Below are 22,668 nucleotides of genomic sequence, written 5' to 3'. Positions count from 1 at the left end.
ATTCATGAACACCACTACACGCCGTTGGTATATTAAGTTCCTACAATGGAAGACCCAATACCTTACCCATCGCCAGTTCATCCTGTTGCTTTGTGGTATTGTGGGAATAGCTACAGGCTTTGCCGCTTTGGCAATGCGTTCTTTTACGCATTTCATTGAGGAGGTGTTAGTGGGCAATATCATTCAGTATATCAATTACGGATTCTATGTAATATTCCCTGCTATGGGGTTTTTATTGGTATATTGGGTAAAAAAATATATTATTCGTAAGGATGTCAGCCATGGGATCCCCTCTATTCTATATGCCGTGGCAAAACAAAAGGGAATCATGAAGCGTTTCCAAGCTTATGGAAGTTTACTAACGGCACCTATTACTATTGGCTTTGGGGGCTCTGTAGGGCTGGAAGGACCTATGGTGGTTACAGGGGCAGGGATCAGTTCCAATATAGCTCGGTTTTTCCATATCAATCAGTCGGACAGGATGCTCCTTTTGGCTTGCGCTTGTGCGGCAGCTTTGGCAGCTATCTTTAAAGTACCTTTAGCAGGAATTCTTTTTGCCATTGAGGTATTCGGATTGGACTTAACCTTATCCTCTCTATTGCCTCTTTTCATAGCTTCCTTATCGGGAGTCCTTACCTCTTACATTTTTTTTGGAAATGCAGTGTTGTTACCCATGAATATTCATGGAACTTTCCTAATGAGGAATATTCCTTTTTATCTTCTTTTAGGATTAGTGGGAGGGGTGATGTCCGCCTATTTTACTTTTGTGTATGAAAGGGTGAATAAGTTCTTTTCTAAGTTCTCCTCTCCTTATATACGCATTGCTATAGGAGGGGCTACCTTAGGACTGCTGGTCTTTCTTATGCCTCCTTTGTACGGGGAAGGTCATGAAATTATTAATCACCTTAAGGCAGGTCATCCAGAACTCTCTCTTAGTTCTAATATCTTTGGGTGGGATTTACAGAATCCTTGGATAGTAATACTCCTTTTAGGAGGGTTGGTACTCTTCAAGGTAGTAGCTACTTCGGTTACCTTTGGAGCAGGTGGTGTAGGAGGTATTTTTTCCCCTATGCTTTTTATGGGAGGGGTGATGGGTAATTGTTTTGCACGTATTATCAATCAGTTAGATCTATTTTCTGAAAAGCTCCCTTTACCTAATTTCACCCTAATGGGAATGACGGCTCTTATGACAGGAGTACTCCATGCTCCCTTAACGGCTATTTTCCTAATAGCCGAAGTTACAGGAGGTTATACTCTTTTCGTCCCAGGCATGATTACAGCAGTCGTTTCTTTCTCTATAGCGAAATATTTTAATAAATACTCTGTTTATACGATGGAGCTTGGACGTAAGGGTGAGCTTGTTAACCACGATAAAGACCAAGCAATTCTTACCTTAATGGATATGGAAAGCGTAATAGAGACAAATTTTGTCCCTGTATACACGGATATGACTCTAAGAGGGGTAGTCTATGAGGCTATTCGAGAATCTAACAGGAATATCTTTCCTGTTTTGGATAGGGAAAAGAAAAGTCTGGAGGGAATCATTCTATTAGATGATATTCGCCATCTCATCTTTGAAAAGGAATTATATGATAAAATTCCTGTTCTTGAGATGATGCAAAAGCCTCCTGCCATTATTCAGATGGGAGTGGATAATATGACCCAGGTAATGGATAAGTTTCAAAATACAGGAGCATGGAACTTACCTGTGATAAAGGATGGAAAGTATAAGGGCTTCATTTCCAAATCCAAACTCCTAACCGTTTATCGTAGAAAGTTGATATATTTTTCTAATTAATTATATAAAAAGCAATTAAATTAATCATTCTTTATGATTATCTTTACAGAAACATATAAGGTACGTAGCACTCAAGTGAATCTCAACAATCAGTTAGGGCTCTATGGAGTATTGGGAATGCTACAGGATATTGCTGCAGAGCATGCCTCTGTGTTGGGTTTTGGTTATAAGGACTTAGTTGCCAAAGGATTCTTCTGGGCTTTGATTCAACAGAAACTCAAGATGGATTACTGGCCTCAGTGGAATGAAAAAGTTACCATACATACTTGGTCACTTCCTCTTAAGGGAATACATGCTTTTCGTGAGTTTGAACTCTATGTAGGAGAACGCAAAATAGGTCAATGTGCTAGTACCTGGATTACCTTAGATATTCACTCCCGTAAGCCTATTGATATGACTGAGAAAAAAGAAATCTTTATGCCCAGAGAAGAAGGCGGACTTTCTTTCCATACCGATAAGGTATTGCTTCCTCAAGGGATGTACCAGGTGAATGATTTCAGGGTAAGGATTAGTGACCTTGATGTTAACTCCCATGTTAATAATGTGAAATATACACAATGGGCTTTGGATATGATGAGAGAGCGAGACCACCGAGAATGGGTTATTAAGGAATATGATATCAACTTCCTTAGTGAAACTTTCTTAGGGGATAATATGCAAGGCTTTAAGAGTAAAGGTAGATACCTCAATGCAGAAAAGACCTTAGTAGAAACTTTCCTTTATGCTCAGAAGGAAGGAGGGCAAAAACCTGCTTTCATTGCCAAATGGATTGCAGAGAGAATTATAAAATAGCAATTAATGTACGATGTTATAGTAGTAGGTGCAGGTCATGCCGGTTGTGAAGCTGCCGCTGCCGCTGCCAATACAGGGGCTAAGACCCTGCTTATTTCCATGCAACTCCAGAACATGGCTCAGATGTCCTGTAATCCCGCTGTGGGGGGGATTGCCAAAGGACAAATAGTCCGTGAAATAGATGCGCTGGGAGGCTACATGGGGATTATTACGGACCAAACGGCCATTCAGTTCAAGATGCTTAACAAGTCCAAAGGACCTGCTATGTGGAGCCCAAGAGCGCAGAGTGATCGCATGCGCTTCTCTGAGGCTTGGAGATTACAATTGGAGAAGCTGCCTAACCTTGATTTTTTTCAGGAAATGGTTTGTGAAGTACTCATAGAGCACAATAAAGTAATAGGAGTAAAAACCTCTCTGGGAAGCATTATCCATAGCAAAAGCGTAGTGCTTACCAACGGTACTTTCCTCAATGGGGTTATACACGTTGGACTCAAGCACCTCAGCGGTGGCCGGGTTGGAGAGAAAGCTGCCAAAGGCATTACTGAGTCTCTCGTAGCTCATGGCTTTGAGGCGGGACGAATGAAAACAGGGACTCCCCCAAGGGTAGATGGTCGTTCTTTGGACTATTCCAAAATGACTCCTCAACCAGGAGATGAAAATCCTGAAAAATTCTCTTTCCTTCCCATCACAAAGCCCCTTATACATCAGTTGGACTGCTACATGACCTATACCAGCGAGCAAGTACATGATATATTACGGACAGGTTTTGACCGTTCTCCTATGTTCACAGGATTGATTCATGGCGTAGGACCTCGTTATTGTCCCTCTATTGAGGATAAGATTAACCGTTTTGCAGATAAAGACCATCATCAGCTCTTTATAGAGCCTGAAGGATGGCATACTGTGGAGATGTATGTCAATGGCTTTTCTACCTCTTTACCAGAGGAGATACAATATGAGGCTCTGCGTAAGGTGGCAGGCTTTGAAAATGTGAAATTCTTCCGACCAGGATATGCTATAGAATATGACTACTTCCCTCCTACTCAGCTGAAGCATACCCTAGAGACTAAGCTTGTGGAAAACCTCTTTTTTGCCGGGCAGATTAATGGTACTACAGGTTATGAGGAAGCAGGAGCTCAGGGGCTTATGGCAGGAATTAACGCTTCAAGGAAAGTACAGGAGCAGTCACCTTTTGTCCTCAAGCGCAATGAAGCCTACATAGGTGTTCTTATTGATGACCTTATTACCAAGGGTACTGAAGAACCCTACCGTATGTTCACCTCTCGTGCTGAATACCGCACCCTGCTAAGACAGGATAATGCTGATGCACGCCTTACTCCTATGGGATATGCCTTAGGATTAGCCAGTGAAGAACGTATGCGCCTATTAGAAGAAAAACAAGCTAAAACGCAGGCTTTTGTACAGTTCTTTAAGGATACAAGTATCACGCCTGAACAAGCAAATCCTATTCTGGAAAAATATGATTCTTCCTCTATGAAACAAGGAGATAAAATGGCAAAAGTACTGGCTCGCCCCAATATTACAGTAGCTTCCCTTATGGAAATCCCATCCGTAAAGGAGTTTGTACAAAGAAAACAACTTGGAAAAGAGGAGCTCGAAAGTACCGAAATAGAAATTAAGTATGCAGGCTACATAGAGAAGGAAAAGAACAATGCCGATAAGCTCAACCGTTTGGAGGATATTCGTATTCCTGAGAATTTTAATTATGACAAACTGACTTCTCTTTCCTTCGAATCACGAGAGAAACTCAAGAAAATACGTCCTACTTCCCTCTCTCAAGCATCACGCATCAGTGGAGTATCTCCTGCCGATATTAGCATCTTGCTCATTTATATGGGACGATAAATCCCAATCATTAACTTTAACTTTTTGTTAGCAAATACTAAATAAAGGTTATCTTTGTCCCTTATTAATTATAAATAGATTTTTTAATGAAAAAGATGGTACTTTCAGGAGCGATTATTCTCGCTCTATCGGTAGCAAGTTGCAAAAACAATGCTAATAACCAAGAACAAACATCCCAGACTCCTACAGAGCAATCTGCTGCTGTAGCGGGAGAGGGTACTTATATGGCTGAACCTTCCTCTGTCATAGAATGGACAGGGAGAAAACCCACAGGGAGCCATACAGGAACTATTAACCTGAAAAGTGGTAGCCTTACTATAGATAATGGCAAGGTAAGTGGTGACTTCACCTTGGACATGAACACGATCTCAGTAACTGACCTTACTGAGGATGAAGGTAAAGCTGACCTTGAAGCGCACCTAAAAGGAACTGGAGAAGAGAATGGTGCGGATCATTTCTTCAATGTAAAAACCTACCCTACTGGATCCTTTAAGCTTACCTCTTATGACGGAACTAATGTAAGCGGAGACCTTACTCTCAAAGGAAAAACAAAAACTATTTCCTTCCCCGCTACTCTAACTATTACCGATAGTGAAGTAACTCTTGAGAGCCAACCTTTTAATATCAATCGTGTAGACTTTGGAGTGAATTATGGATCTAAATCCGTATTTGCAGATTTGAAGGACAAATTCATCAATGATGAAGTGGAGTTAGTCGTAAAAGTAAAAGCTAAAAAATAATTACTTTTTAAGAATAAAAAAAGGTAATAAGTAACAAACACAGTTACCTATTACCTTTTTCTCATTTAAGGAACCTATTATGCCAACTATTGGACATTGGGGTCTCCCAAAAATGCCGGTACTCGTATAAGTTAGTAACCAGATTATTGAAGACAATAGTCTCTTCATCCACTTTTTTCTGTTGAGCTAACTTCTTAAAATCACTTAGAGGGATATAACAGATTTCATTCCCACGACGGTAACTTACATTCATCTTATCCAGAAGAAGTAGGTGATATTTCTGCTCTAAGGCTTGGATAAAGTGAGCCAAATCATCCAAGGAACAGCCTCCAATATGCTGATTATCATCGGCAGCAATCACAATAAAGCGGTCATATCGCAACTGAAAACCACACTTAACCCCCTTACCATGAGATGCCCAAGAGGAAAGATATTGGGAAATATCCGCCGTAATATGGGAGATTTCCTCTTGATTCAAAAGACGACTACAAGGATAGATCCATACTCGTGCTGTATCCGATAAGTCATTGAAATTAACTAACATATTTTTCTATATTTATGAAACCTGAAAAAGTATACTTTCTACACAAAGATAAAAACATATTACTAAACACGTGTGCAAAATTAAGGATAATTTATTAATCCGCCAATGAAAGATTATAATTTGTTTGATATTCTTAGGCTTAGTCAAGCCTCCATATTGAATGTTAAACTTCATTAAATAATCTTCCTCTATTACATTATTTTTTACCTTTGCACCAAATTAAATTCACATTGATATGAAAAAAATACTATTTTTAGCCTCTTTGGCTTTAGCTTTTACTAACTGTAGTAAAAGTAATGACGATGATAATCATGATATCCCAGCTAAGGATTATGAACTGAGTGAAGATGGATTGACCTTGAAAAGTTGGAAGAACCTTGATACAAAAACTATTGATATGGAATCCGATAGTAAGTTACAAAAAGTAAACACTATTGGAGAATATGCTTTCAGACAAGCTGCTAAGTTGGAATCCATCATATTGCCTAAGAACTTAAAGGAAATAGGGACAGGTGCTTTCTATGGTGCCAATCTTAAAGGAGGAGTAACTTTTAACACCTCTGCCAAAATAACCATTGGAGAAGATGCCTTCAAGAGCACAGAAATTACTACCTTGGGGTTACCCAATCTTACAGAACTCTCAAAAGGAGCCTTTCAAGGTTGTAGTAAGCTAAAAGAAGTAAAATTTGGGAAAATAACCAAAATAGGAGAAGATGCTTTCCGAGGATGTCTGTCTCTTACTGAAATCAACTTAGATGGTACCGATCTTAAAGAAGTAGGAAGGGCTGCCTTTTCAGGTTGCGAACATATAGAAAAAGTAACCTTACCCGCCACTTTAAAGAAAATTGATAACATGGCTTTCTTTGCTTGTTTTGTTTTCCAACAACTTACCATGAAAGCTACTGAGGTACCTACTTTGGTTAGTGCTAATGCCCTTGATACAGGTTCTAAGATAAAAACTAATATTTTCGTTCCTAAAGGAACTGAGAATAGTTATAAGACAGCTGAAAACTGGAGCTACTATAAAGATCAAATTCTCGTAAAACCTGAATTTTAGTTAGCTCCTTACTTAGAAATGGTCCCTTATAGTTTTTCCCTGTAAGGGACTATTTATTTATCATGAAGAATAGTATGACTGGGTAGTACAGCAAAAAAAATAAAATGAATGAATATGAGATTCTTTAGCTTAAAGAATATTATTACCTTTATGGGAATCCTGCTTGGTCTCTCTTCCTGTATCAAAGAAGAGGCTCCCAATGCTGAGGCAGATATCCTTAGCTGTGAGGTGGAAGGTAACTTACTTATCCGCGAGCCTGTCATCTCCAACCATGAGGTTAAGCTATATGCCAATAGTTGGAATGACCTCTCCGCTATTGCTCCTCGCTTCACCCTTACCCAAGGAGCAACCATAGTCCCTGAAAGTGGTACCATAAGGGACTTTTCCTCCCCACAGACCTATACGGTTACCTCTGAGGATAGGCAATGGAAGAAAACTTATACCGTAAAGTTTATTACCAGTGATATAGCTACAGAATATCATTTCGAGCATATCCGCTTTCATGAATATGGAGGGAGACAATACTTTCATATCTTCTATGATCATACCGTGGATGGAGAGGAAATGACTTGGGGCAGTGGTAACACAGGTTTTTTGATCACCAATAGCACAGCCCCCGCTGAGGATTATCCTACTTGCCAAAGTAAGAATGGCTATCAAGGGAAGTGTGCCAAACTTACTACCCGTAGTACCGGCTTCTTGGGGAAAATGTTTAAAGCCCCTCTCGCAGCAGGCAACCTCTTCACCGGTACTTTTGAGATAAATATGGCAAATATGGCAAAATCCACCCGCTTCGGTACTCCTTTTAGAAAGACTCCCCTGGCTCTTACAGGATATTACAAATACATTGCAGGAGAAACGCTCACCGATAAAAACAGCCAAAAAGTGCCTGATCAAAAGGATGAATGTGATATTTACGCTGTGTTATATGAAGTTACCCATGAAGTACCTTACTTGGATGGTACTAATATAAAGACTCATCCTAATATTGTGATGATAGCACAGTTACCCCAGGGCAAGCAAACAGAACAATGGAAGCGATTCTCCCTTCCTTTCTCTGTTGTAGAAGGACGCAAGATAGAACCTGCCAAGCTCCAAGCCGGCAAGTATAATCTTGCTATTGTGATGACCTCCAGTAAGGGGGGAGCTCAGTTCCTCGGAGCTGTAGGAAGTACTCTTTACGTGGACGAAATGCAGTTGTTTTACCAATAGATAGAAAAAATGAGAAAGTATATCTTCTTTATTTTATTGCTTTTTACCTTCTATAACTTATCAGGTCAAGAAGAACAGAATAAGTTCTTAAAACAATCCCTGAAGAGAGGCTGGGAATACCAGATAAGAGCAGGGGTGAATATAGGAGGCGCAACTCCTTTTCCTATGCCCAAAGAAATACGTAAGATACTGAGCTACAACCCTAAGCTGAATGGATCCATAGAAGGGGTTGTAACCAAGCGGCTTGCGTGTAACCCTAATGTAGGTATCTGGTTAGGTCTGCGCCTTGAAGAAAAAGGGATGGATACGGGAGCCATGGTCAAGAACTACAGTACGGAAATCATCTATGAAGGAAGTCGAGTAGCAGGATATTGGACAGGAGAGGTAAGCACTCACTACAAAAGTGCTTTTATAACACTTCCTATAGGAGTGAATTATCGGCTAAGTTCACGTTGGGATATTCGTGGAGGAATATATCTCTCCTATCGCATGGATGGAGAGTTCTCAGGCTTTGTGAGTCATGGTAGTTTGCGGGAAGGTTCCCCCATAGGAGAACGAGTAAGTTTTAGTGGTGAACAATGTGCCTCCTATGATTTCTCCTCTCACTTACAATATTGGCTTTGGGGTGAACAGGTAGGAGCTTCATGGCGCGCTTTCAAACATCTAAGTGTATATGCGGATCTTTCTTATGGGCTTAATAATCTTTTTGAGAAGGATTTTAAAACAATTACCTTTAGCATGTATCCTCTTTATATGAATATGGGGTTTGCCTATAGGTTTTAGTCTCCAAAGCATATATGATATAGCAAAGAGGGCTATCCTTCTACCTCTGGTAAGTACTGCCAATAACGTTTAGGCATACTACTGAGTTGATAACGGGAATTTTTGCGTTCTGTAATGTTAATATGCTGGAAATAGGTTTTCCAAAGCCGCTGATAGTCATCGGAGAGTTGAGAGGGTTTGCCAAAATCCTTGTCAGATGGAGTAAAGGAGATTACTTCCTTGAGGTCATAGTAGAAACCATAAGCCCGATCGGGATCAAAGAGTACCCACTTCTGGTCTGAAAAACGTACCTTGAAGTGAGGTACTACTAAGGGTAATACATCATATTTAGGGGCAATCTTAGCAAAATAGAGTTCTCCTACCTTCTCAAAACGAACAAACTCCTTAAGACGATGCACTTCACGACCTACACTCTTGGCGGCTTTTCGAATATGAACAATAGCCCCATGAGCAAAATTATCTAATACTTTCTCTTTAGGGTGCCTAATCATCATACAAATAGCCTCTAAAAGGTCATTCTCTATTCTTTCCTCCTGCGAGAGGAAAGCCTTCAGCACCACCGATACACCTTCTTTTCCCCAACAGTTTTCTATCTTAGTAAGCACACGTTGAGCCTTAGTACTATTGGTATATATAATTTGCTCCTCATCAAAGAGTGTGGGACTATAGTGATGTTGTGCTACAATATATACCTGAGAGTAACGATATTCAAAGGTGGTAAAGATTGCCGTAAGGAAACCCTCAAAGGAACTATCATAGAGTAAATATATCAAGGTAATGAGCTAATTTGCTGATTTTTTTATAGGTTTTGATTTTCATCTTCTATCACCTCTGCTTGAGGTATATAAAGTATCTTACGTTTTATTTTCAGTGTAAGTGTTCTATAATAGGTTCTATTTTGAGCGCAAAAATAAGAACAATTTTTTAATTAGGGAAGGGTATTATAGGGTCATAAATATTTTTCTGTTTGCTCTGGCTGTTAGCGATGATAAGGCGGCGCAGCCTTGCACTCTCCATCGTTCCTGCCAAAGGGGTTGCACCACTACAAGTGATAAAATACTTCGCTCGGCTCAGGATAACTCCTATTTGTTTAAGGGAGTAATAGGTGAGCGTTTGGAAAGTACGTGCCGAGAGTATCTTCTCCACCGAGCGTACTCCCACTCCAGGAATTCGTAAGAGAATCTCGCGGGGAGCGGTATTCACATCCACAGGGAAGAGGTTCGGGTTGCGCAATGCCCAAGCGAGTTTAGGGTCTATCTCTAAGTCCAAAAAGGGTTGTCCTTCAAGGATTTCTTCAGGAGCAAAGCCATAGTAGCGTATCAGCCAGTCGGCTTGATAGAGGCGATTCTCCCGTACGATGGGTACTTGGGTATAGATAGAAGGTAAGCGACTATCCTGTAATACAGGTACATAACCAGAGTAATACACTCGTTTAAGTTGAAATTTATCATACATATAGCTGGCTACCTTAATGATTTTCTGGTCGGTCTCTTCGGTAGCCCCGATAATCATCTGGGTGGTTTGTCCTGCAGGGGCGAACTTGGGGGTATGTTTGAATTTCTTTCGTTCCAAAGTAGTGATTGCCAGCTCATTTTTCACCTGTTGCATAGGGACAACCATTTGCTTGTGGTCTTTCTCAGGTGCCAATAACTTGAGCCCCTCTTTGGTAGGAATCTCCAAGTTGATAGAGAGGCGATCGGCATAGAGTCCCGCCTGATGGATAAGCAGTTCACTTGCTCCAGGAATGGTCTTCAAGTGGATGTATCCGTTGAAGTGCTCCTCCTCTCGTAGTTTTTTGGCAACTCTTACAAGGCGTTCCATAGTTGTATCCGCATCTTTGAATACCCCAGAACTTAGAAAGAGACCTTCTATATAGTTTCTTCGGTAGAAGTTAAGGGTCAAGTCCACTACCTCCTGTACGCTAAAAGCGGCACGAGGTATCTCATTACTGCGACGAGAGACACAATACACACAGTCGTAGATGCAGTAATTGGTCAGTAGGATTTTGAGTAGGGAGATACACCGCCCGTCCTCCGTAAAGGAATGACAGATCCCCCATGGGGCAGCATTACCTAATTCGCCCTTCTTGCCCCTGCGATGACTCCCACTACTGGAACAGGAGACATCATACTTAGCCGCATCAGCCAAGATAGCGAGTTTCTTTTTAATACGATCAAAATCCATACAAAACAAATACGTAGGCAAATGTACAAAAAAATCCCTCACTTTTCAATGAGGAATTTATAATTATTTGTTGTTACCATTTACTTATTACAACTACAGCTACAGAACCGCTGGCTTAGCTCAGGGAAACGAACGAAACCGGCGATCCAGATAAGGGTCTCAATAGCGGTTTGTGGCACAAAGGATTCCTTGATCACCAAGTGTGTTGCCATAGCCCCTGCCATATAACAAGCCATTAGGAGAAAACCTACTATAGCCGTGCGGGGAATCCAGAAAAGCAAGGCGAAGAGTAGTTGCAAGCCTCCTAAAATATATAGGATGGTCTCTCCCCCTACCAAAGCTGCCATTTGGGCACTTTGCTCTCCTCCTGTGAATTTCATACACCCTGTTCCAACAAAAATGAGGGTTACTAATCCTGACAAGAGGTAACTTACAATTTTTATTATTTTACAATTCATAAAAATATTAAATTAAATTCTGGTACAAAAATAGAATTTTTTTTCGTAAAAGGAAATTAACTTAAGATAATTAAATACAACTTTACTTTTTACTTGAACTTACGTCCATACGAAACATTTTATGACAAGCTACACAATTCCCCAGAAGTTCGGTTACCTGTTGTTGAGTTACCTTAGGGTCAAAGTTCTTTTCCGCTTCTTGAGCAATGGCATCAAACCTATCATGGGTATCAAAACCTATCTTCTTAAACCCTATAGGAATAGAGGTAAGTAACCCCGCAGGGGCATGCCCCTTCACAGAGCCGCCAGAGGCACGTGCCACTTTGGCAATAAGCACAGGGTCATTCTGTTCTATGCCTATATTGATTTGGTGAAGGGCTTCTACAAAAGTACGCATTTCATGCATGACAAAGTCCCTATTGGACTGACTCACGAGAATACTCTCGCGGGTATCATCGGGAAGAGGTTGGGTGTTGCCGACAAACATTTTTCTGATAAGCACTATATTTGCCCCTACGGAAAGCACTAAAAGGGAGATCAAGAGGATTCTTTTTACCATATTACATTATTTTTCAGATTACAGATCACAGGTATAATCAGATGACAAATTTACGAATTCTTTTTTAATTGATCATTGATTATTTGTTTAGATAATTTTATTTTCGTGCGCCGAAAAAAGATAGGTTGTGACTGTATTCTCCAAGACTTACAGAGAGTTATTTAATGGATTGTCTGCTCCCCCAAGACGAGATACGCTAAGCGGGGAGATGAATTAGGGGCAGATTCTATCAAAAGTAGACAGTAAGCGCCACTGACTATTCTATTTTTATGTATTGGGTTGGGGTAACTCCCCCTATATTTTTGAAAGCGCGTACAAAGTTGGAGTAATCATTAAATCCACTTCTTTCAGCCACTTCAGTTAGGCGTATTTTCCCATCAGCAGATTCTAATTTCAACTGGTGACAATTTGACACTGTTTCATTTCCCTCTTTTTTGAGTCGTCCCAAATGGTACGCACCTTGCGTTCTTCAAATAATTTGACAGATGAGAATTTTCAAAGGGAGTTCAATAGCCAACCGAGGGTTTTCCTGCATTAGGGCAGTTCCTACTTTAGGGTTGCCTACTATAAGCACGGTTGCGGGGCTACATACTTTCGCCTACTGCCTCAACAACTTATAATAGGTTGTGCTGCCGCTCCGAGTGGGAATAATAAAAAAGTAAAAAGAAGTTTCATATAATGTGCTAATAATTATTGCAAGTATTCTTCAAAAAATTTAAGTGTGAGGCTATTCAGTTTATCATGTGTTTCCTCAATAGGGGTGCTACCACTCAATCCTAATAGCTGAGCAAAAGGAATCCATAAAGGTACATCGGTAAAATCCACATGGAACATATCAGGAAGTTGTACAAATTCACTCTCCGCTGTATTCTCAAATAAAGCCCTCATTGTACTGAGATGCTGCTCTATGTCACTTTCTGTCCATCCTCCCGATTTCTTTCGCTCAGTACGCATACTTTCTGCCGGACGTGTAATAACCATGGTAGGAACAGGCAAACCTGTTTGTGCTATCTTCTTAGGAATGGGTGATTCCATAATCAAACTTGCCTTAATACGTCTATCCTTCCACGAGGCTTCCGATACGATAACTCCTCCGAGAGAGACTCCAAAAGCTCCCAGTTTATCCATATTGAGCCTATTGGTAAGAAGGTGATGTGGGTCATCTGTATGGAGTGTGGTGAGAAAATCTATTACTCGCGATACATCTTTGGCAAAGTAGGCTATCAGTCCCCCTTCAAAGGTCTTTCCGTTATAACTCAAAAGAGGGTTTTCTTCTGTTAAGCTATCATTAAGCATGGGATCAATTACACTTCGCGGCTGGCTCTGGAGTGTGCTGCCATCAGAGAACGTTGCCAAGGCTACCGCCATTGGGCAATCAATACCTACCACTATATACCCTTGAGAGACTAACTCTTGTATCTGAAAAGTGCTTATACATCGGTGGCCGTAAAGTCCTGTAAGATACAAGAGAACAGGATATTGCGCTTTATCATCGCTTATAGGGACTTTTTCTAAGGCATTAGAACGTTTGAATCGTAACGGATAAAGTAACGCCTTCGGAATATGCAAAAGTTCCGAAATAGCCTCGCTCACCTTTGTAGCTTCAGGGATATAAGGAGCGTAATCACTCTGAGAGGTTTTTTCGGCGGGGTACCACACTTGTATGGGGATTTGTCTGGCTTGGTGTTTATCTGTGATAAAAATCTCTTCCCTATCGGGGTCAGTTACCCAGTAGCTCACCGTACCAATAGCATACTTACCCATAGGCTTTGCAAAAAGCATTGGGCGGAATATATAGTAAGCCCCTCTCCCAAGCAAGAACAATACTATGGCTATAAGGGTATAAATCATTTTCTTTTTCATTTGCTAATACAGTGAGGAATTTGTGATTTCAAAAGTATAGAAGTAGTGAAGGTTTAGAAATACTCTTTCATTGTTCTGATGTCTAAATAACCTTTTTTTCCTTTCTTTACAATATGATAGAAAGAGCGGGTTTGGGGTTCTATTTTCTCGTATAAAACCTTTTTATGTTGGGGGTAAATTCCTATTTTATTATCTTTGTAGAAGTAGATAAGCCCATCCTTATGCTGCTGAATATTATCGTAGATGATAGGGAGCTGTTCTTCTCCTGTGAGATGAGCTGAAGCATATTTGCGTACATTGCGTTTATAACTATTTCCTTCTTCATTTTCTTTATCTTCCTCTATTCCTTCAATATATAATTCTTTTTTTGAAATCTTTTGATAATTATATTTGAACAGTCCGTATTTGTTCCCTCGTTGTACGCGAATGAGTTCGGGATGATGGTAAATGTTATCGACAAAAAAGTCATTCTCATCCCATACAAAATACCTACTACCATCAATGAAAGAAAGTGTTTCATCGGCACTTCTATCGGAAAGATAGTTTCGTTTTTCAGCTTCAAAATCTGAAGCAAAGCCCCCAAAACCATAAAGCATATAATGTGGGGATTCAGGTTTATTAAGGTCTTTTTTCAATGAATAACGTCTTTCATATACTGTTCCACAGAGTGAGTAACTGATTTTTGGAAATTTCTCTATACGTTCGCCATCTATTATGTAATACGCTGCTCCTTGCTTGTTAAGCATCTCAATACCATCTCGGTAGAAATAAACACTGCGCATCTGCTTGAACGTTTTCTTTTGTAAGTAACTATCGTAGAGAGTGTATTTGTTCCCTCTTCTGCTTATAACGCCAAATTTGTTATAATAGATTGTATCATATCTGCCAGAAAGCACTTTTTCTTTATATGTATTAATAAGCTCATAACGCTTGCCTTTGGAGCGAAGTATGAGATGCTCTTCTGGCTCATAGCTTATAAAGTCATCTGTATAGGACGAAGGGTATTGAGTTGGCGCAAGTACCGTTGTCTCTCTGCCAGTTAAAAACAAGGTTTTATCTTTTAAGGGTACAATAAAATCCTCGATATTTCGTCCATAACTTAAGAGGTAAATGTTTCGCCCCTTTTTTAGATGGATAGTGTGTAGTGCATAATAATCTTTTCTTTGATAAGGATTTTCTTCTTCTGTGTCGATATCACATAACAGAGCCAAGTGAGGGTTAAGTATCTTGACAATTGTTTGAGTATCCTTGTCATAGATAGGAGGAAGTGTTTTAAAGGTTTTGCCTACAAAATCGCTGGGGGTAGTGCGTTGGATATCTTTGAGGTAGATAATTTTCTTGTCGTCCTCTTTTATCTCGCCCAGGGTCTCTAAATTCTCCTCATTATAATGAACCAATTTGAGGTCATAGACTTCGGTATTTCTATCTACATTTTCATCTTCTTGAGCATCAAATTCCAACTCTAAAAACTTGTCTTTCTGTTTTTGAGCATAAAAATAAAGTTCCCCATCAGAGTCATAAGCGAGGATATCGATATGACGGATTGAAGTTTCTTTTTGTGCTTGCGCTAAAGAAGTAAGTAACAAAGCAATGATAAGGGTAAAGTTTTTAAACATATCGTCCTAAAGTATTTGTTCGCAAAGATAGTAAAAATTAGCCAATTAGCTTCAGTGGTAGTGTGTATATTTTCTTATATCTATCTTCTTTAGATTTTGCATTTGATTTAAAAATGAAATCTTTCCATCAATAATTTTGGTTTGCTCCCAAATATTAAGGGTTGTTAGATGTTCTAATTTAAAAAATCTGACCAATCATCATTGGCTTCGTCATAACCTATAATTTTTTCCTTGTACTTACTACCAAAGATGTATTCCTTTACAAAAGTATCAAAATCAACATCAATCTCCTCAATACCTTCATAGCTATCGGCAGGAAAAATTAAGTGTTGGGTATGCTTATCAAGGAAAAGAGGCGCATACAGCAGCTGTCCGATCTCACACCATGAAGGTTGGTCAGAAGGAATGCGATATTGGTTATCTAACAACTCCTCCGTACTCCAGAGAATAATATCGCCAAAAGACCCTCCATTACAAAGCCTCAGAAAAGCACTATAAGCAGGAACTCCCCAATCCGATACTTCTTGAGGAATACTTTCAGCTCCTTCGGGTATTTCGCCTATAAGTATGACGTCAGGCAATGCAGCTAAGCAATTTCTGTAATGGGTAATGATTGATTCTAAACTCATAATGTTCTTTTTTGTGGCAAAGATAAGGGTAATTGATGGATTTTCCCTAACTTTGTACTTTCAAAAACTTTTCTAATATGTCAAAAAGCAAAAAGCTCAATGTACAAGGTGTAGCTATTACCTTTTATGAAAATGAAAAAAATGATTATATATCACTAACAGATATTGCACGATACAAAGAAACTGAACATACTGATACTGTTATACAGAATTGGCTAAGAAACCGAAATACAGTTGAATTACTAGGTTTCTAGGAGATTCTCAATAACCCTAATTTTAACCTCCTCGAATTCGAGGGGTTTAGAAGACAAACAGGACTCAATAGTTTTGTCTTAACCCCCAAACGATGGATTGAAGCTACTAATGCCATAGGTATAGTATCTAAGGCAGGACGTTATGGAGGAACTTTTGCTCATAGGGATATTGCTATGGAATTTACCTCTTGGATTTCAATAGAATTCAAACTGTATGTCATCAAAGAATTCCAGCGGCTTAAAGAAGAAGAAAACAGCCGCTTAAAGCTCCAATGGAACCTGCAACGTACCCTTGCCAAGGTCAATTATCATATCCATACCGATGCGATCAAAGAAAACCTTATTCCTAAAGAAGTTACCAAAAAGCAAATGCAACTTATCTATGCAGACGAAGCCGATTTACTAAATACTGCCCTATTCGGCATCACTGCCAAAGAATGGCGGGAAGCACACCCTGATAAGGAAGGTAATATCCGTGATGAAGCCTCCTTAGAACAGTTGGTAGTATTGAGCAATTTAGAGAGTATCAATGCCCTTCTTATTAGGCAAGGTATCTCACAAGCTGAACGCTTAGTAGAACTCAACAAAACCGCTATTACTCAAATGAAAACACTCATAGCTCACCAAGTAAAACTCATTCGTTAAACACTACCGACCTTCGGGCAAGGAACACACTTACTGCCAAAGTGAGCACTTCCGAAAGCACAAGAGTAAGCCAGATGCCTTGTTCGCCTAAAAAGGCAGGCAAGATAAGCATCCCAATTCCGATGAATACCACCCCTCGCAAAACAGCAATCACGATAGATCCTAAGACATTGCCTATAGAAGTAAAAAAGCTGGTAACTAAGATATTAAATCCATTTATCAAGAAAGCATACGAAAAGATATGCAGCCCCTGATGAGCAATTTCAGCTACATGTGAATGCGGATCTTTTACGAATAGTACAATAATGGACTCTCCAAAGCATTGTAAGATAGCAAATACGATGATACCTATCACAAAATTGGTCTTGGCTGTAAAGTGAAAGAAAGTTTTGAGTCTACCGAACTGTTGCGCTCCAAACAGATAGCCCATCACAGGAATCATCCCATCCGAAATACCCAAAAAAAGCAATACACCCATAAAATTGGTGAGGTTCATTACTGTAAAAGCCGATACCCCTTCAGCTCCTATGAGTCGTATAATTACATTGTTAATAATGAGAATGCTAAGTGCCGAAGAGAGTTCCGAAGCGCCTTCGGAAGAACCATTGTAACTGGCACGCCACAGCAAGGAGAATGAAAAGTGTCCTTTGAGCAAGCGTACCGAATATCGCCCTTTAAGCAATATCGTCCCCGAGATAAGAGCAGCTATACTAAAAGCAATACCTGTGGCAATACTGGTACCCATGATTCCCCAACCAAATTGCAGTACAAACAGCAAACTCAGTACTATATTGAGCAATACTACCAAGCTCATAATCACCGTAGAGGTGATCGGTTTGCCAAGGCTCTTGAGCATCATATCAAAGTAGAAACACAGAGATATAGTAGGGATAAACCATACCATACCTTGCAGATAGCTGTAAGCATACGGGAAAAGCGCCTCATCAGCCCCTAAAAGCCTGATAAACCACTTCATCCCTACCAGTAGCACAAGCATCATCACTACACTATTAATGAGTAAGCCCAAAAACCCTGTGCTCATCGCCGTTTGTGCTTTCTTAATATCACCTGCCCCTAACCCTTGGCTTACTAAGGTCTGGCAACCAATACTCACAATCATCGCAACCACCATTACAAAACTGAAAAGAGGGGTGATGATATTCACCCCGCCTAAGGCTTTTTCGCTTACATAATTACCCACCACATAACCATCTACTAAGTTCTGTAAGCCAAAGAAACACATGGTAATGATACTCGGCAGGGCATATTTTAAAAACACTGTAGCAATAGGGGCTTTTTCTAAAAGTTCTCGTCTGTTCATTGGTCTGTTTTTATTAATTAAACCACACTTCAAACTGTTCATTAGGTTGATCAATATGTACTACTTCGCCTATTTTAGGAGTGATGACATTCAACCCGTCTTCTTTAGCGTAAACTTGTACGTTGCGCAGTTCGTACCAAGAGTGTTTTGCTAATGCAAATTTGGAGTTATGCCCTGTGAAATAACGCTTTGCTCCTATTTCGTTCATTGCTCTGCGCAAGTCCTTGGGCAAAAGGTGTATATAGCGCCAACTTTGGTTATACTGTCCATTTTCCATTAGGGCTAAATCAATATGAGGAAAGTGCTTATCTATTTCAGCAATATGCTTGCCATATCCCCCATCTCCTCCTATATAGATAGTGTAAGTACCTGTTTCGAGTATAAACGAACCCCACAATGACTGATCTCTATTAAGTCCGCGTCCTGAGAAATGACGTGCAGGTAAACAGATGAATTTGAGGCTTGCAACAGCAGTTTCATCTTGCCAATCCAATTCAGTAATCTTAGTAGGAGCGAAGCCCAAATACTCTAAGTGAGCCCCTACCCCCAGCGGACAAACAACATGTTGAATACGGTCTTTTAGTTCTTTCATCACTGTATAATCCAGGTGATCCCAATGGTCGTGCGTAAGTACAAGCACTTCAATGGTATCGGGCATATCGGCGGACGAGTAATTGTAAGTTGCTTCAAAAGATTCCACCATAAAAGAGAGAGGGGAGGCTGAGTGAAATATAGGATCTATAAGAACTCTAGCTTTGTTTACGTTCAGCAAATAAGAAGAATGCTCAAACCATACCATTGGTTTGTTGGGTAAGGTATGCAAGTTGGTTTGTACGGCAGGAAGCACGGTACTGGGCTTTAGATCTTGTGCATCGGGAAAGAAGTAGCGATAAAAGTTCTTCAATATATTACCGTTAGGAGTAAGATGTGGAGTAGGCTCTAAATTTTGAAATTTACCCCCTCGGTAGTTAAGCGATTGCTGGATACGCACTAAGCGTTCGCCTGAAGGAGTTTTGCCAAAACTGGGCAAGTTCAGTACAGTAGTCGCTCCTATACCTATCACAGCAACGAAGACAAGGATAGTGTATAACATACGTTTAAGAATTTTTTTAAGCATTCCTTTTTAATTAATTCGAGTACAAAAGTAATAATTATTTCTGTAATCTATTAAAAAGACTGTATCCATCTGCTACTTTGGTGTGGTTCCAATAGAAAATTCCTTTAATAGCTTGTTTTGGTGCTGTTTCTTTACTTGTAATAATGATACCAATTTCCGTTCCATTCCTTATCACAATCCTCCTGAGAGGCAAAAGTACAGTCCTTTATACCTTCCCCTGGGTATTCTTTCTCATGCAACAGTTTTTTATGACAATCGTTTATCTTTTGCAGTAATCCCGTTTCCTTTGCTTTGCTGAGTTCTTCCTCTGTCTTGAAGATGTAAGACACAAAGTAATCTTGTGGGGCTATATAAGCTCCAAAATCTACAGAAGCATAAAGTTCTCTAAAGGTTGCCTTTACCTCTTCTTGTGTACAAGCAACGATGTTTCTCCATATTTTACTCATTGAGTTCCATGTTTAGAGTTCTGTCCTTCAAAACCGTAACACCTCCTGCAACTTATATGTTAATATAATTACACAAAGATACTTCTTTTAAACCGCTGTCGAAAAGAGAGGTCAAGCAAAGTTCGCCAGTGATATTTTCGAGTTTGTGTTTTGCCATTCCTTTGGGTAGAGTAATATCGCAATATTCGCGTGTGGTGAGCGAAAAGACTTTTTGTTTGCCCTTCCAATCATCTGTTTTAAAGAGAGGTGTTAGTATCACATACTCTGAGTCTGTAAAACACCCATTGACACCGTGTTTTTTATGATCGGTATGCAGATTGTCCGATTCGATAATTTTCTCGATTACCTTCCCTTCGGCAGAAATTTGTACGAGAGCATAATAATCCATTCCCCATTTATTGACTGATGACGAACTCTCGCCCGGAATGAAGGCGTAAATTCTTTTATCCGATATTTTAAGACTGTCTATTTTTGGAGTGTCGGTGGTTCTGTTGTCACGATATGTAAATGCTTTTTTATCTATGCAAGAAAAGGTTTTCCATTTGGCAGTTTTGGCTATATCATCGAATTCTAAAAGGGCGAAACTTCTTGCATTGCCGTAATAAACTTCATTTTCAAAACAAACAGGAATCGTTTGGCTATCGGATATATTTTGAAAATACCTCTGCTGAGCCTTCTCCGGTACAATGTTATATCTTAGCAATGATTTATTTTTTATCGGAATTATTTCCGGTGACGAATGCATATCTGAATAATACCGCACCTCTTTTGCCGAGATGATGATGCCGAACCCTTCTTTATATCTGAAAAGTACAGGATAATCTCTGTTTGACATCGGGGTATATTCAATGGAAATCTTTTTGACGCCTTCGGTTGAAAGGACAAGGGCGTAATATTTATGCCAATCGGTATGGTCCGAAGTTAGGATTACCACAGTGCCATCGGGTAGCAAAATTGAAGCACAAACAAAGAAGAATTCATTATCAAATTCCCATTTCTTCAGAATTGTTAATTTTAAATTACTCATAATAAACATATTACCTACAAACCCTTCCTCTTCTTAGAACACAATAGGTCCTGAAAAGGTAGTAGTTGTACTTTCTATACGATTCTCTCCGCTATAAACTTCTATCTTAAGTTTAAGTTTCTTCTCTGTAATAAAAGCTTGGTGTATCTTGACAAAAAGAGTACCACTCGCCATTCCCTGCTTTTTTAAGGCTATATCCTGATTACCTACCACTTCTATAGTAGCTTCTTTAGGGGCTACTATCTTGAACGAAATATGATCAAAATCTTGAGTGGTTTTATTGATAATCTTATAAGTATATACATTGGAGATCATATCTCCATCCTTCTGATAGAGCTGTCCTGGCAAACGTAATATATTAGCTTGCACATCGCTACGCAAGAATAATAAACCTATTAGGATTCCTACAAGGATCGTTAGCACTGAGGCATACCCCTTCATACGGGCAGTGAACTTAAATTTTTCTTTCTTAGTAATCTCCTCTTCACTGGCAAAGCGTATGAGACCCTTAGGCATCCCCGACTTTTCCATAACCTCATCACAGGCATCTATACAGGCAGTACAGTTCACACACTCCAATTGCGTTCCGTTACGGATATCTATATTGGTAGGGCACACATGTACACACTGAAAACAATCTATACAATCTCCATTCCCAAGTGCCTTTCTATCCTCTCCTTTACGGAATTTTTTACGTCCCTTTTCGCCTTCTCCTCGCTTGTAGTCGTATGCTACTACAATAGACTTATTATCCAATAACACCCCTTGCAAGCGTCCGTAAGGACAGGCAATAATACATACCTGTTCACGAAACCAAGCGAAAACAAAGTAAAAGACGCTTGTGAATATTAATAATGCAATAAAGGTATTAAAATGTTTCAGCGGTCCTTCCTTGACCTCTACCAAAAGTTGATCACTACCAATGAGATAAGCTAAGAAAACATTGGCAAACACAAAGGATATAAAGAAGAATATGAGCCATTTAAGTCCCTTCTTACGTATTTTTTCAGCATTCCAAGCCTGCTTATCAAGCTTTATTTGCGCATTGCGATCTCCCTCAATAGCATATTCTATTCGGCGAAAAACCATTTCTAAGAAAATCGTCTGTGGACAGATCCAACCACAAAAAATTCGCCCAAAAGCTACGGTAAAAAGGAGCACAAAAACCAAGCCTATAATCATGGAAAGCACAAAGAGGTAGAAATCCTGAGGCCAGAAAGGAAATCCAAAGATATTAAACCTCCTCTCCAAAACATTAAAAAGAAGAAACTGATTCCCATCTATTTTTAAAAAAGGAGATACAAAAAAGATAGTGAGTAATACATAGCTTACATATTTGCGATAACGATAATAGCGCCCTTTTGGCTTCTTAGGATACACCCACACGCGTTTTCCTTTATCATCTACGGTTCCTATGGAATTGCGGAAAGTTTCTTGTTCCATGACTACAAAGGTTAAAAACTTTTGCAAAAATACTTATTCTCTTTGGAATTTTTAGCTTTATTCCTGTGTTTTTTTCCATGAAACAGAAATTTATAACCATTCTATTTTTTAAAGAAAATCTATAAAAGTATAGAAAAAATCTATACTTCATTTTTTTAAGATTCTTTCCTTCTTGTAGGAATCTTATTCAACCCAAGAAAAATAGTGTAAATACCTACCATGGAGCTCTCCTTGTGTAATTTTCTGTTATTTTAACGTGAGTTCGACGTAAGAAAAGTTATTTTTTATTTGCAAAAAAGGGATAGTTTTAGTAA

Annotated in this window: 22 protein-coding genes and 1 pseudogene; 8 read left to right on the top strand and 15 right to left on the bottom strand. The window is 39.5% G+C overall.

Annotation, left to right across the window (positions count from 1 at the left end; translation table 11 throughout):
• Positions 1 to 4 precede the first annotated feature (4 nt).
• The 4 genes from HMPREF9071_RS02370 (at position 5) to HMPREF9071_RS02355 (ending at position 5,196) form a co-directional block, all read left to right on the top strand.
• Positions 5 to 1,798: a chloride channel protein gene (locus tag HMPREF9071_RS02370; RefSeq protein ID WP_009744949.1), complete on the top strand. Its 1,794-nt coding sequence runs from the start codon at positions 5 to 7 to the stop codon at positions 1,796 to 1,798.
• A gap of 33 nt (positions 1,799 to 1,831) precedes the next feature.
• Positions 1,832 to 2,590 carry an acyl-[acyl-carrier-protein] thioesterase gene (locus tag HMPREF9071_RS02365; RefSeq protein WP_009744948.1) on the top strand — a complete coding sequence of 253 codons (759 nt, stop codon included), beginning with the start codon at positions 1,832 to 1,834 and terminating at the stop codon, positions 2,588 to 2,590.
• A gap of 6 nt (positions 2,591 to 2,596) precedes the next feature.
• Positions 2,597 to 4,456, top strand: a complete 1,860-nt coding sequence (gene mnmG, locus HMPREF9071_RS02360; RefSeq protein WP_009744947.1) for a tRNA uridine-5-carboxymethylaminomethyl(34) synthesis enzyme MnmG — start codon at positions 2,597 to 2,599, stop codon at positions 4,454 to 4,456.
• 86 nt (positions 4,457 to 4,542) lie between these two features.
• A complete protein-coding gene (locus HMPREF9071_RS02355) occupies positions 4,543 to 5,196 on the top strand; it encodes a YceI family protein (protein WP_009744946.1) in 654 nt (217 codons plus the stop codon).
• Positions 5,197 to 5,257: 61 nt separating this feature from the next.
• Here HMPREF9071_RS02355 and HMPREF9071_RS02350 read toward each other — a convergent pair whose 3' ends face one another.
• Positions 5,258 to 5,740: a hypothetical protein gene (locus HMPREF9071_RS02350; protein WP_009744945.1), complete on the bottom strand. Its 483-nt coding sequence runs from the start codon at positions 5,738 to 5,740 to the stop codon at positions 5,258 to 5,260.
• Between the two features lie 235 nt (positions 5,741 to 5,975).
• Here HMPREF9071_RS02350 and HMPREF9071_RS02345 point away from each other — a divergent pair, with 235 nt between their 5' ends.
• The 3 genes from HMPREF9071_RS02345 (at position 5,976) to HMPREF9071_RS02335 (ending at position 8,792) form a co-directional block, all read left to right on the top strand.
• The gene (locus HMPREF9071_RS02345; protein ID WP_009744944.1) at positions 5,976 to 6,797 is read left to right on the top strand and encodes a leucine-rich repeat domain-containing protein; all 822 of its coding nucleotides are present in this window, start codon (positions 5,976 to 5,978) and stop codon (positions 6,795 to 6,797) included.
• 108 nt (positions 6,798 to 6,905) lie between these two features.
• Positions 6,906 to 8,009, top strand: a complete 1,104-nt coding sequence (locus HMPREF9071_RS02340; protein WP_009744943.1) for a PCMD domain-containing protein — start codon at positions 6,906 to 6,908, stop codon at positions 8,007 to 8,009.
• A 9-nt stretch (positions 8,010 to 8,018) separates the two neighbouring features.
• Positions 8,019 to 8,792 carry a porin family protein gene (locus HMPREF9071_RS02335; RefSeq protein ID WP_009744942.1) on the top strand — a complete coding sequence of 258 codons (774 nt, stop codon included), beginning with the start codon at positions 8,019 to 8,021 and terminating at the stop codon, positions 8,790 to 8,792.
• A 32-nt stretch (positions 8,793 to 8,824) separates the two neighbouring features.
• Here HMPREF9071_RS02335 and HMPREF9071_RS02330 read toward each other — a convergent pair whose 3' ends face one another.
• From HMPREF9071_RS02330 to HMPREF9071_RS02295, 9 genes are all read right to left on the bottom strand, one after another.
• Positions 8,825 to 9,565, bottom strand: coding sequence for a TIGR03915 family putative DNA repair protein (locus HMPREF9071_RS02330; RefSeq protein WP_009744941.1), 741 nt, complete (start codon positions 9,563 to 9,565; stop codon positions 8,825 to 8,827).
• A gap of 151 nt (positions 9,566 to 9,716) precedes the next feature.
• The gene (locus HMPREF9071_RS02325; protein ID WP_009744940.1) at positions 9,717 to 10,976 is read right to left on the bottom strand and encodes a putative DNA modification/repair radical SAM protein; all 1,260 of its coding nucleotides are present in this window, start codon (positions 10,974 to 10,976) and stop codon (positions 9,717 to 9,719) included.
• 80 nt (positions 10,977 to 11,056) lie between these two features.
• A complete protein-coding gene (locus tag HMPREF9071_RS02320; protein ID WP_009744939.1) occupies positions 11,057 to 11,434 on the bottom strand; it encodes a DoxX family protein in 378 nt (125 codons plus the stop codon).
• Between the two features lie 82 nt (positions 11,435 to 11,516).
• Complete coding sequence (locus HMPREF9071_RS02315) at positions 11,517 to 11,993, bottom strand: hypothetical protein (RefSeq protein ID WP_009744938.1); 477 nt, start codon at positions 11,991 to 11,993, stop codon at positions 11,517 to 11,519.
• Between the two features lie 256 nt (positions 11,994 to 12,249).
• A complete protein-coding gene (locus HMPREF9071_RS02310) occupies positions 12,250 to 12,390 on the bottom strand; it encodes an AraC family transcriptional regulator (protein ID WP_253908247.1) in 141 nt (46 codons plus the stop codon).
• A 72-nt stretch (positions 12,391 to 12,462) separates the two neighbouring features.
• Entirely contained in the window at positions 12,463 to 12,528 is a 66-nt protein-coding gene (locus HMPREF9071_RS12645; protein WP_323973397.1) for a hypothetical protein, read from the bottom strand.
• 155 nt (positions 12,529 to 12,683) lie between these two features.
• On the bottom strand, positions 12,684 to 13,856 hold the full coding sequence (locus tag HMPREF9071_RS02305; protein ID WP_009744936.1) for a carboxylic ester hydrolase: 1,173 nt from the start codon (positions 13,854 to 13,856) through the stop codon (positions 12,684 to 12,686).
• A 53-nt stretch (positions 13,857 to 13,909) separates the two neighbouring features.
• Positions 13,910 to 15,472 carry a hypothetical protein gene (locus HMPREF9071_RS02300; protein ID WP_009744935.1) on the bottom strand — a complete coding sequence of 521 codons (1,563 nt, stop codon included), beginning with the start codon at positions 15,470 to 15,472 and terminating at the stop codon, positions 13,910 to 13,912.
• Between the two features lie 173 nt (positions 15,473 to 15,645).
• Positions 15,646 to 16,101: a hypothetical protein gene (locus tag HMPREF9071_RS02295; RefSeq protein WP_009744933.1), complete on the bottom strand. Its 456-nt coding sequence runs from the start codon at positions 16,099 to 16,101 to the stop codon at positions 15,646 to 15,648.
• Positions 16,102 to 16,178: 77 nt separating this feature from the next.
• On the opposite strand from HMPREF9071_RS02295, the pseudogene HMPREF9071_RS02290 reads away from it, so the two are divergent.
• A pseudogene (locus HMPREF9071_RS02290) lies at positions 16,179 to 17,000 on the top strand (KilA-N domain-containing protein).
• Here HMPREF9071_RS02290 and HMPREF9071_RS02285 read toward each other — a convergent pair.
• From HMPREF9071_RS02285 to ccoG, 5 genes are all read right to left on the bottom strand, one after another.
• Positions 16,990 to 18,321, bottom strand: coding sequence for an MATE family efflux transporter (locus HMPREF9071_RS02285; RefSeq protein ID WP_117601723.1), 1,332 nt, complete (start codon positions 18,319 to 18,321; stop codon positions 16,990 to 16,992). The pseudogene HMPREF9071_RS02290 and the gene HMPREF9071_RS02285 sit on opposite strands and share 11 nt — an antisense overlap.
• A 13-nt stretch (positions 18,322 to 18,334) precedes the next feature.
• Positions 18,335 to 19,438, bottom strand: coding sequence for an MBL fold metallo-hydrolase (locus HMPREF9071_RS02280; RefSeq protein WP_009744929.1), 1,104 nt, complete (start codon positions 19,436 to 19,438; stop codon positions 18,335 to 18,337).
• Between the two features lie 131 nt (positions 19,439 to 19,569).
• Positions 19,570 to 19,884, bottom strand: coding sequence for a hypothetical protein (locus tag HMPREF9071_RS02275; RefSeq protein ID WP_009744928.1), 315 nt, complete (start codon positions 19,882 to 19,884; stop codon positions 19,570 to 19,572).
• Between the two features lie 52 nt (positions 19,885 to 19,936).
• A complete protein-coding gene (locus tag HMPREF9071_RS02270) occupies positions 19,937 to 20,911 on the bottom strand; it encodes a hypothetical protein (RefSeq protein WP_040358175.1) in 975 nt (324 codons plus the stop codon).
• 33 nt (positions 20,912 to 20,944) lie between these two features.
• Positions 20,945 to 22,354: a cytochrome c oxidase accessory protein CcoG gene (ccoG, locus tag HMPREF9071_RS02265; RefSeq protein ID WP_040357921.1), complete on the bottom strand. Its 1,410-nt coding sequence runs from the start codon at positions 22,352 to 22,354 to the stop codon at positions 20,945 to 20,947.
• Between the last annotated feature and the right edge of the window lie 314 nt (positions 22,355 to 22,668).

Origin of the sequence: Capnocytophaga sp. oral taxon 338 str. F0234 (genome assembly GCF_000192225.1) — a bacterium.
Taxonomy (GTDB): domain Bacteria; phylum Bacteroidota; class Bacteroidia; order Flavobacteriales; family Flavobacteriaceae; genus Capnocytophaga.
The sequence above is the reverse complement of the archived record's forward strand: the minus strand, read 5'-3'. Positions and strand labels throughout refer to the sequence as shown.

What these genes read in the sequence shown, in the direction of transcription:
- HMPREF9071_RS02370 (WP_009744949.1), top strand. Translation starts at nt 5, where the DNA reads ATGAACACCACTACACGCCGTTGGTATATTAAGTTCCTACAATGGAAG.
- HMPREF9071_RS02365 (WP_009744948.1), top strand. Translation starts at nt 1,832, where the DNA reads ATGATTATCTTTACAGAAACATATAAGGTACGTAGCACTCAAGTGAAT.
- mnmG (WP_009744947.1), top strand. Translation starts at nt 2,597, where the DNA reads ATGTACGATGTTATAGTAGTAGGTGCAGGTCATGCCGGTTGTGAAGCT.
- HMPREF9071_RS02355 (WP_009744946.1), top strand. Translation starts at nt 4,543, where the DNA reads ATGAAAAAGATGGTACTTTCAGGAGCGATTATTCTCGCTCTATCGGTA.
- HMPREF9071_RS02350 (WP_009744945.1), bottom strand. Translation starts at nt 5,740, where the DNA reads ATGTTAGTTAATTTCAATGACTTATCGGATACAGCACGAGTATGGATC.
- HMPREF9071_RS02345 (WP_009744944.1), top strand. Translation starts at nt 5,976, where the DNA reads ATGAAAAAAATACTATTTTTAGCCTCTTTGGCTTTAGCTTTTACTAAC.
- HMPREF9071_RS02340 (WP_009744943.1), top strand. Translation starts at nt 6,906, where the DNA reads ATGAATATGAGATTCTTTAGCTTAAAGAATATTATTACCTTTATGGGA.
- HMPREF9071_RS02335 (WP_009744942.1), top strand. Translation starts at nt 8,019, where the DNA reads ATGAGAAAGTATATCTTCTTTATTTTATTGCTTTTTACCTTCTATAAC.
- HMPREF9071_RS02325 (WP_009744940.1), bottom strand. Translation starts at nt 10,976, where the DNA reads ATGGATTTTGATCGTATTAAAAAGAAACTCGCTATCTTGGCTGATGCG.
- HMPREF9071_RS02320 (WP_009744939.1), bottom strand. Translation starts at nt 11,434, where the DNA reads ATGAATTGTAAAATAATAAAAATTGTAAGTTACCTCTTGTCAGGATTA.
- HMPREF9071_RS02315 (WP_009744938.1), bottom strand. Translation starts at nt 11,993, where the DNA reads ATGGTAAAAAGAATCCTCTTGATCTCCCTTTTAGTGCTTTCCGTAGGG.
- HMPREF9071_RS02305 (WP_009744936.1), bottom strand. Translation starts at nt 13,856, where the DNA reads ATGAAAAAGAAAATGATTTATACCCTTATAGCCATAGTATTGTTCTTG.
- HMPREF9071_RS02300 (WP_009744935.1), bottom strand. Translation starts at nt 15,472, where the DNA reads ATGTTTAAAAACTTTACCCTTATCATTGCTTTGTTACTTACTTCTTTA.
- HMPREF9071_RS02295 (WP_009744933.1), bottom strand. Translation starts at nt 16,101, where the DNA reads ATGAGTTTAGAATCAATCATTACCCATTACAGAAATTGCTTAGCTGCA.
- HMPREF9071_RS02285 (WP_117601723.1), bottom strand. Translation starts at nt 18,321, where the DNA reads ATGAACAGACGAGAACTTTTAGAAAAAGCCCCTATTGCTACAGTGTTT.
- HMPREF9071_RS02280 (WP_009744929.1), bottom strand. Translation starts at nt 19,438, where the DNA reads ATGCTTAAAAAAATTCTTAAACGTATGTTATACACTATCCTTGTCTTC.
- HMPREF9071_RS02275 (WP_009744928.1), bottom strand. Translation starts at nt 19,884, where the DNA reads ATGAGTAAAATATGGAGAAACATCGTTGCTTGTACACAAGAAGAGGTA.
- HMPREF9071_RS02270 (WP_040358175.1), bottom strand. Translation starts at nt 20,911, where the DNA reads ATGAGTAATTTAAAATTAACAATTCTGAAGAAATGGGAATTTGATAAT.
- ccoG (WP_040357921.1), bottom strand. Translation starts at nt 22,354, where the DNA reads ATGGAACAAGAAACTTTCCGCAATTCCATAGGAACCGTAGATGATAAA.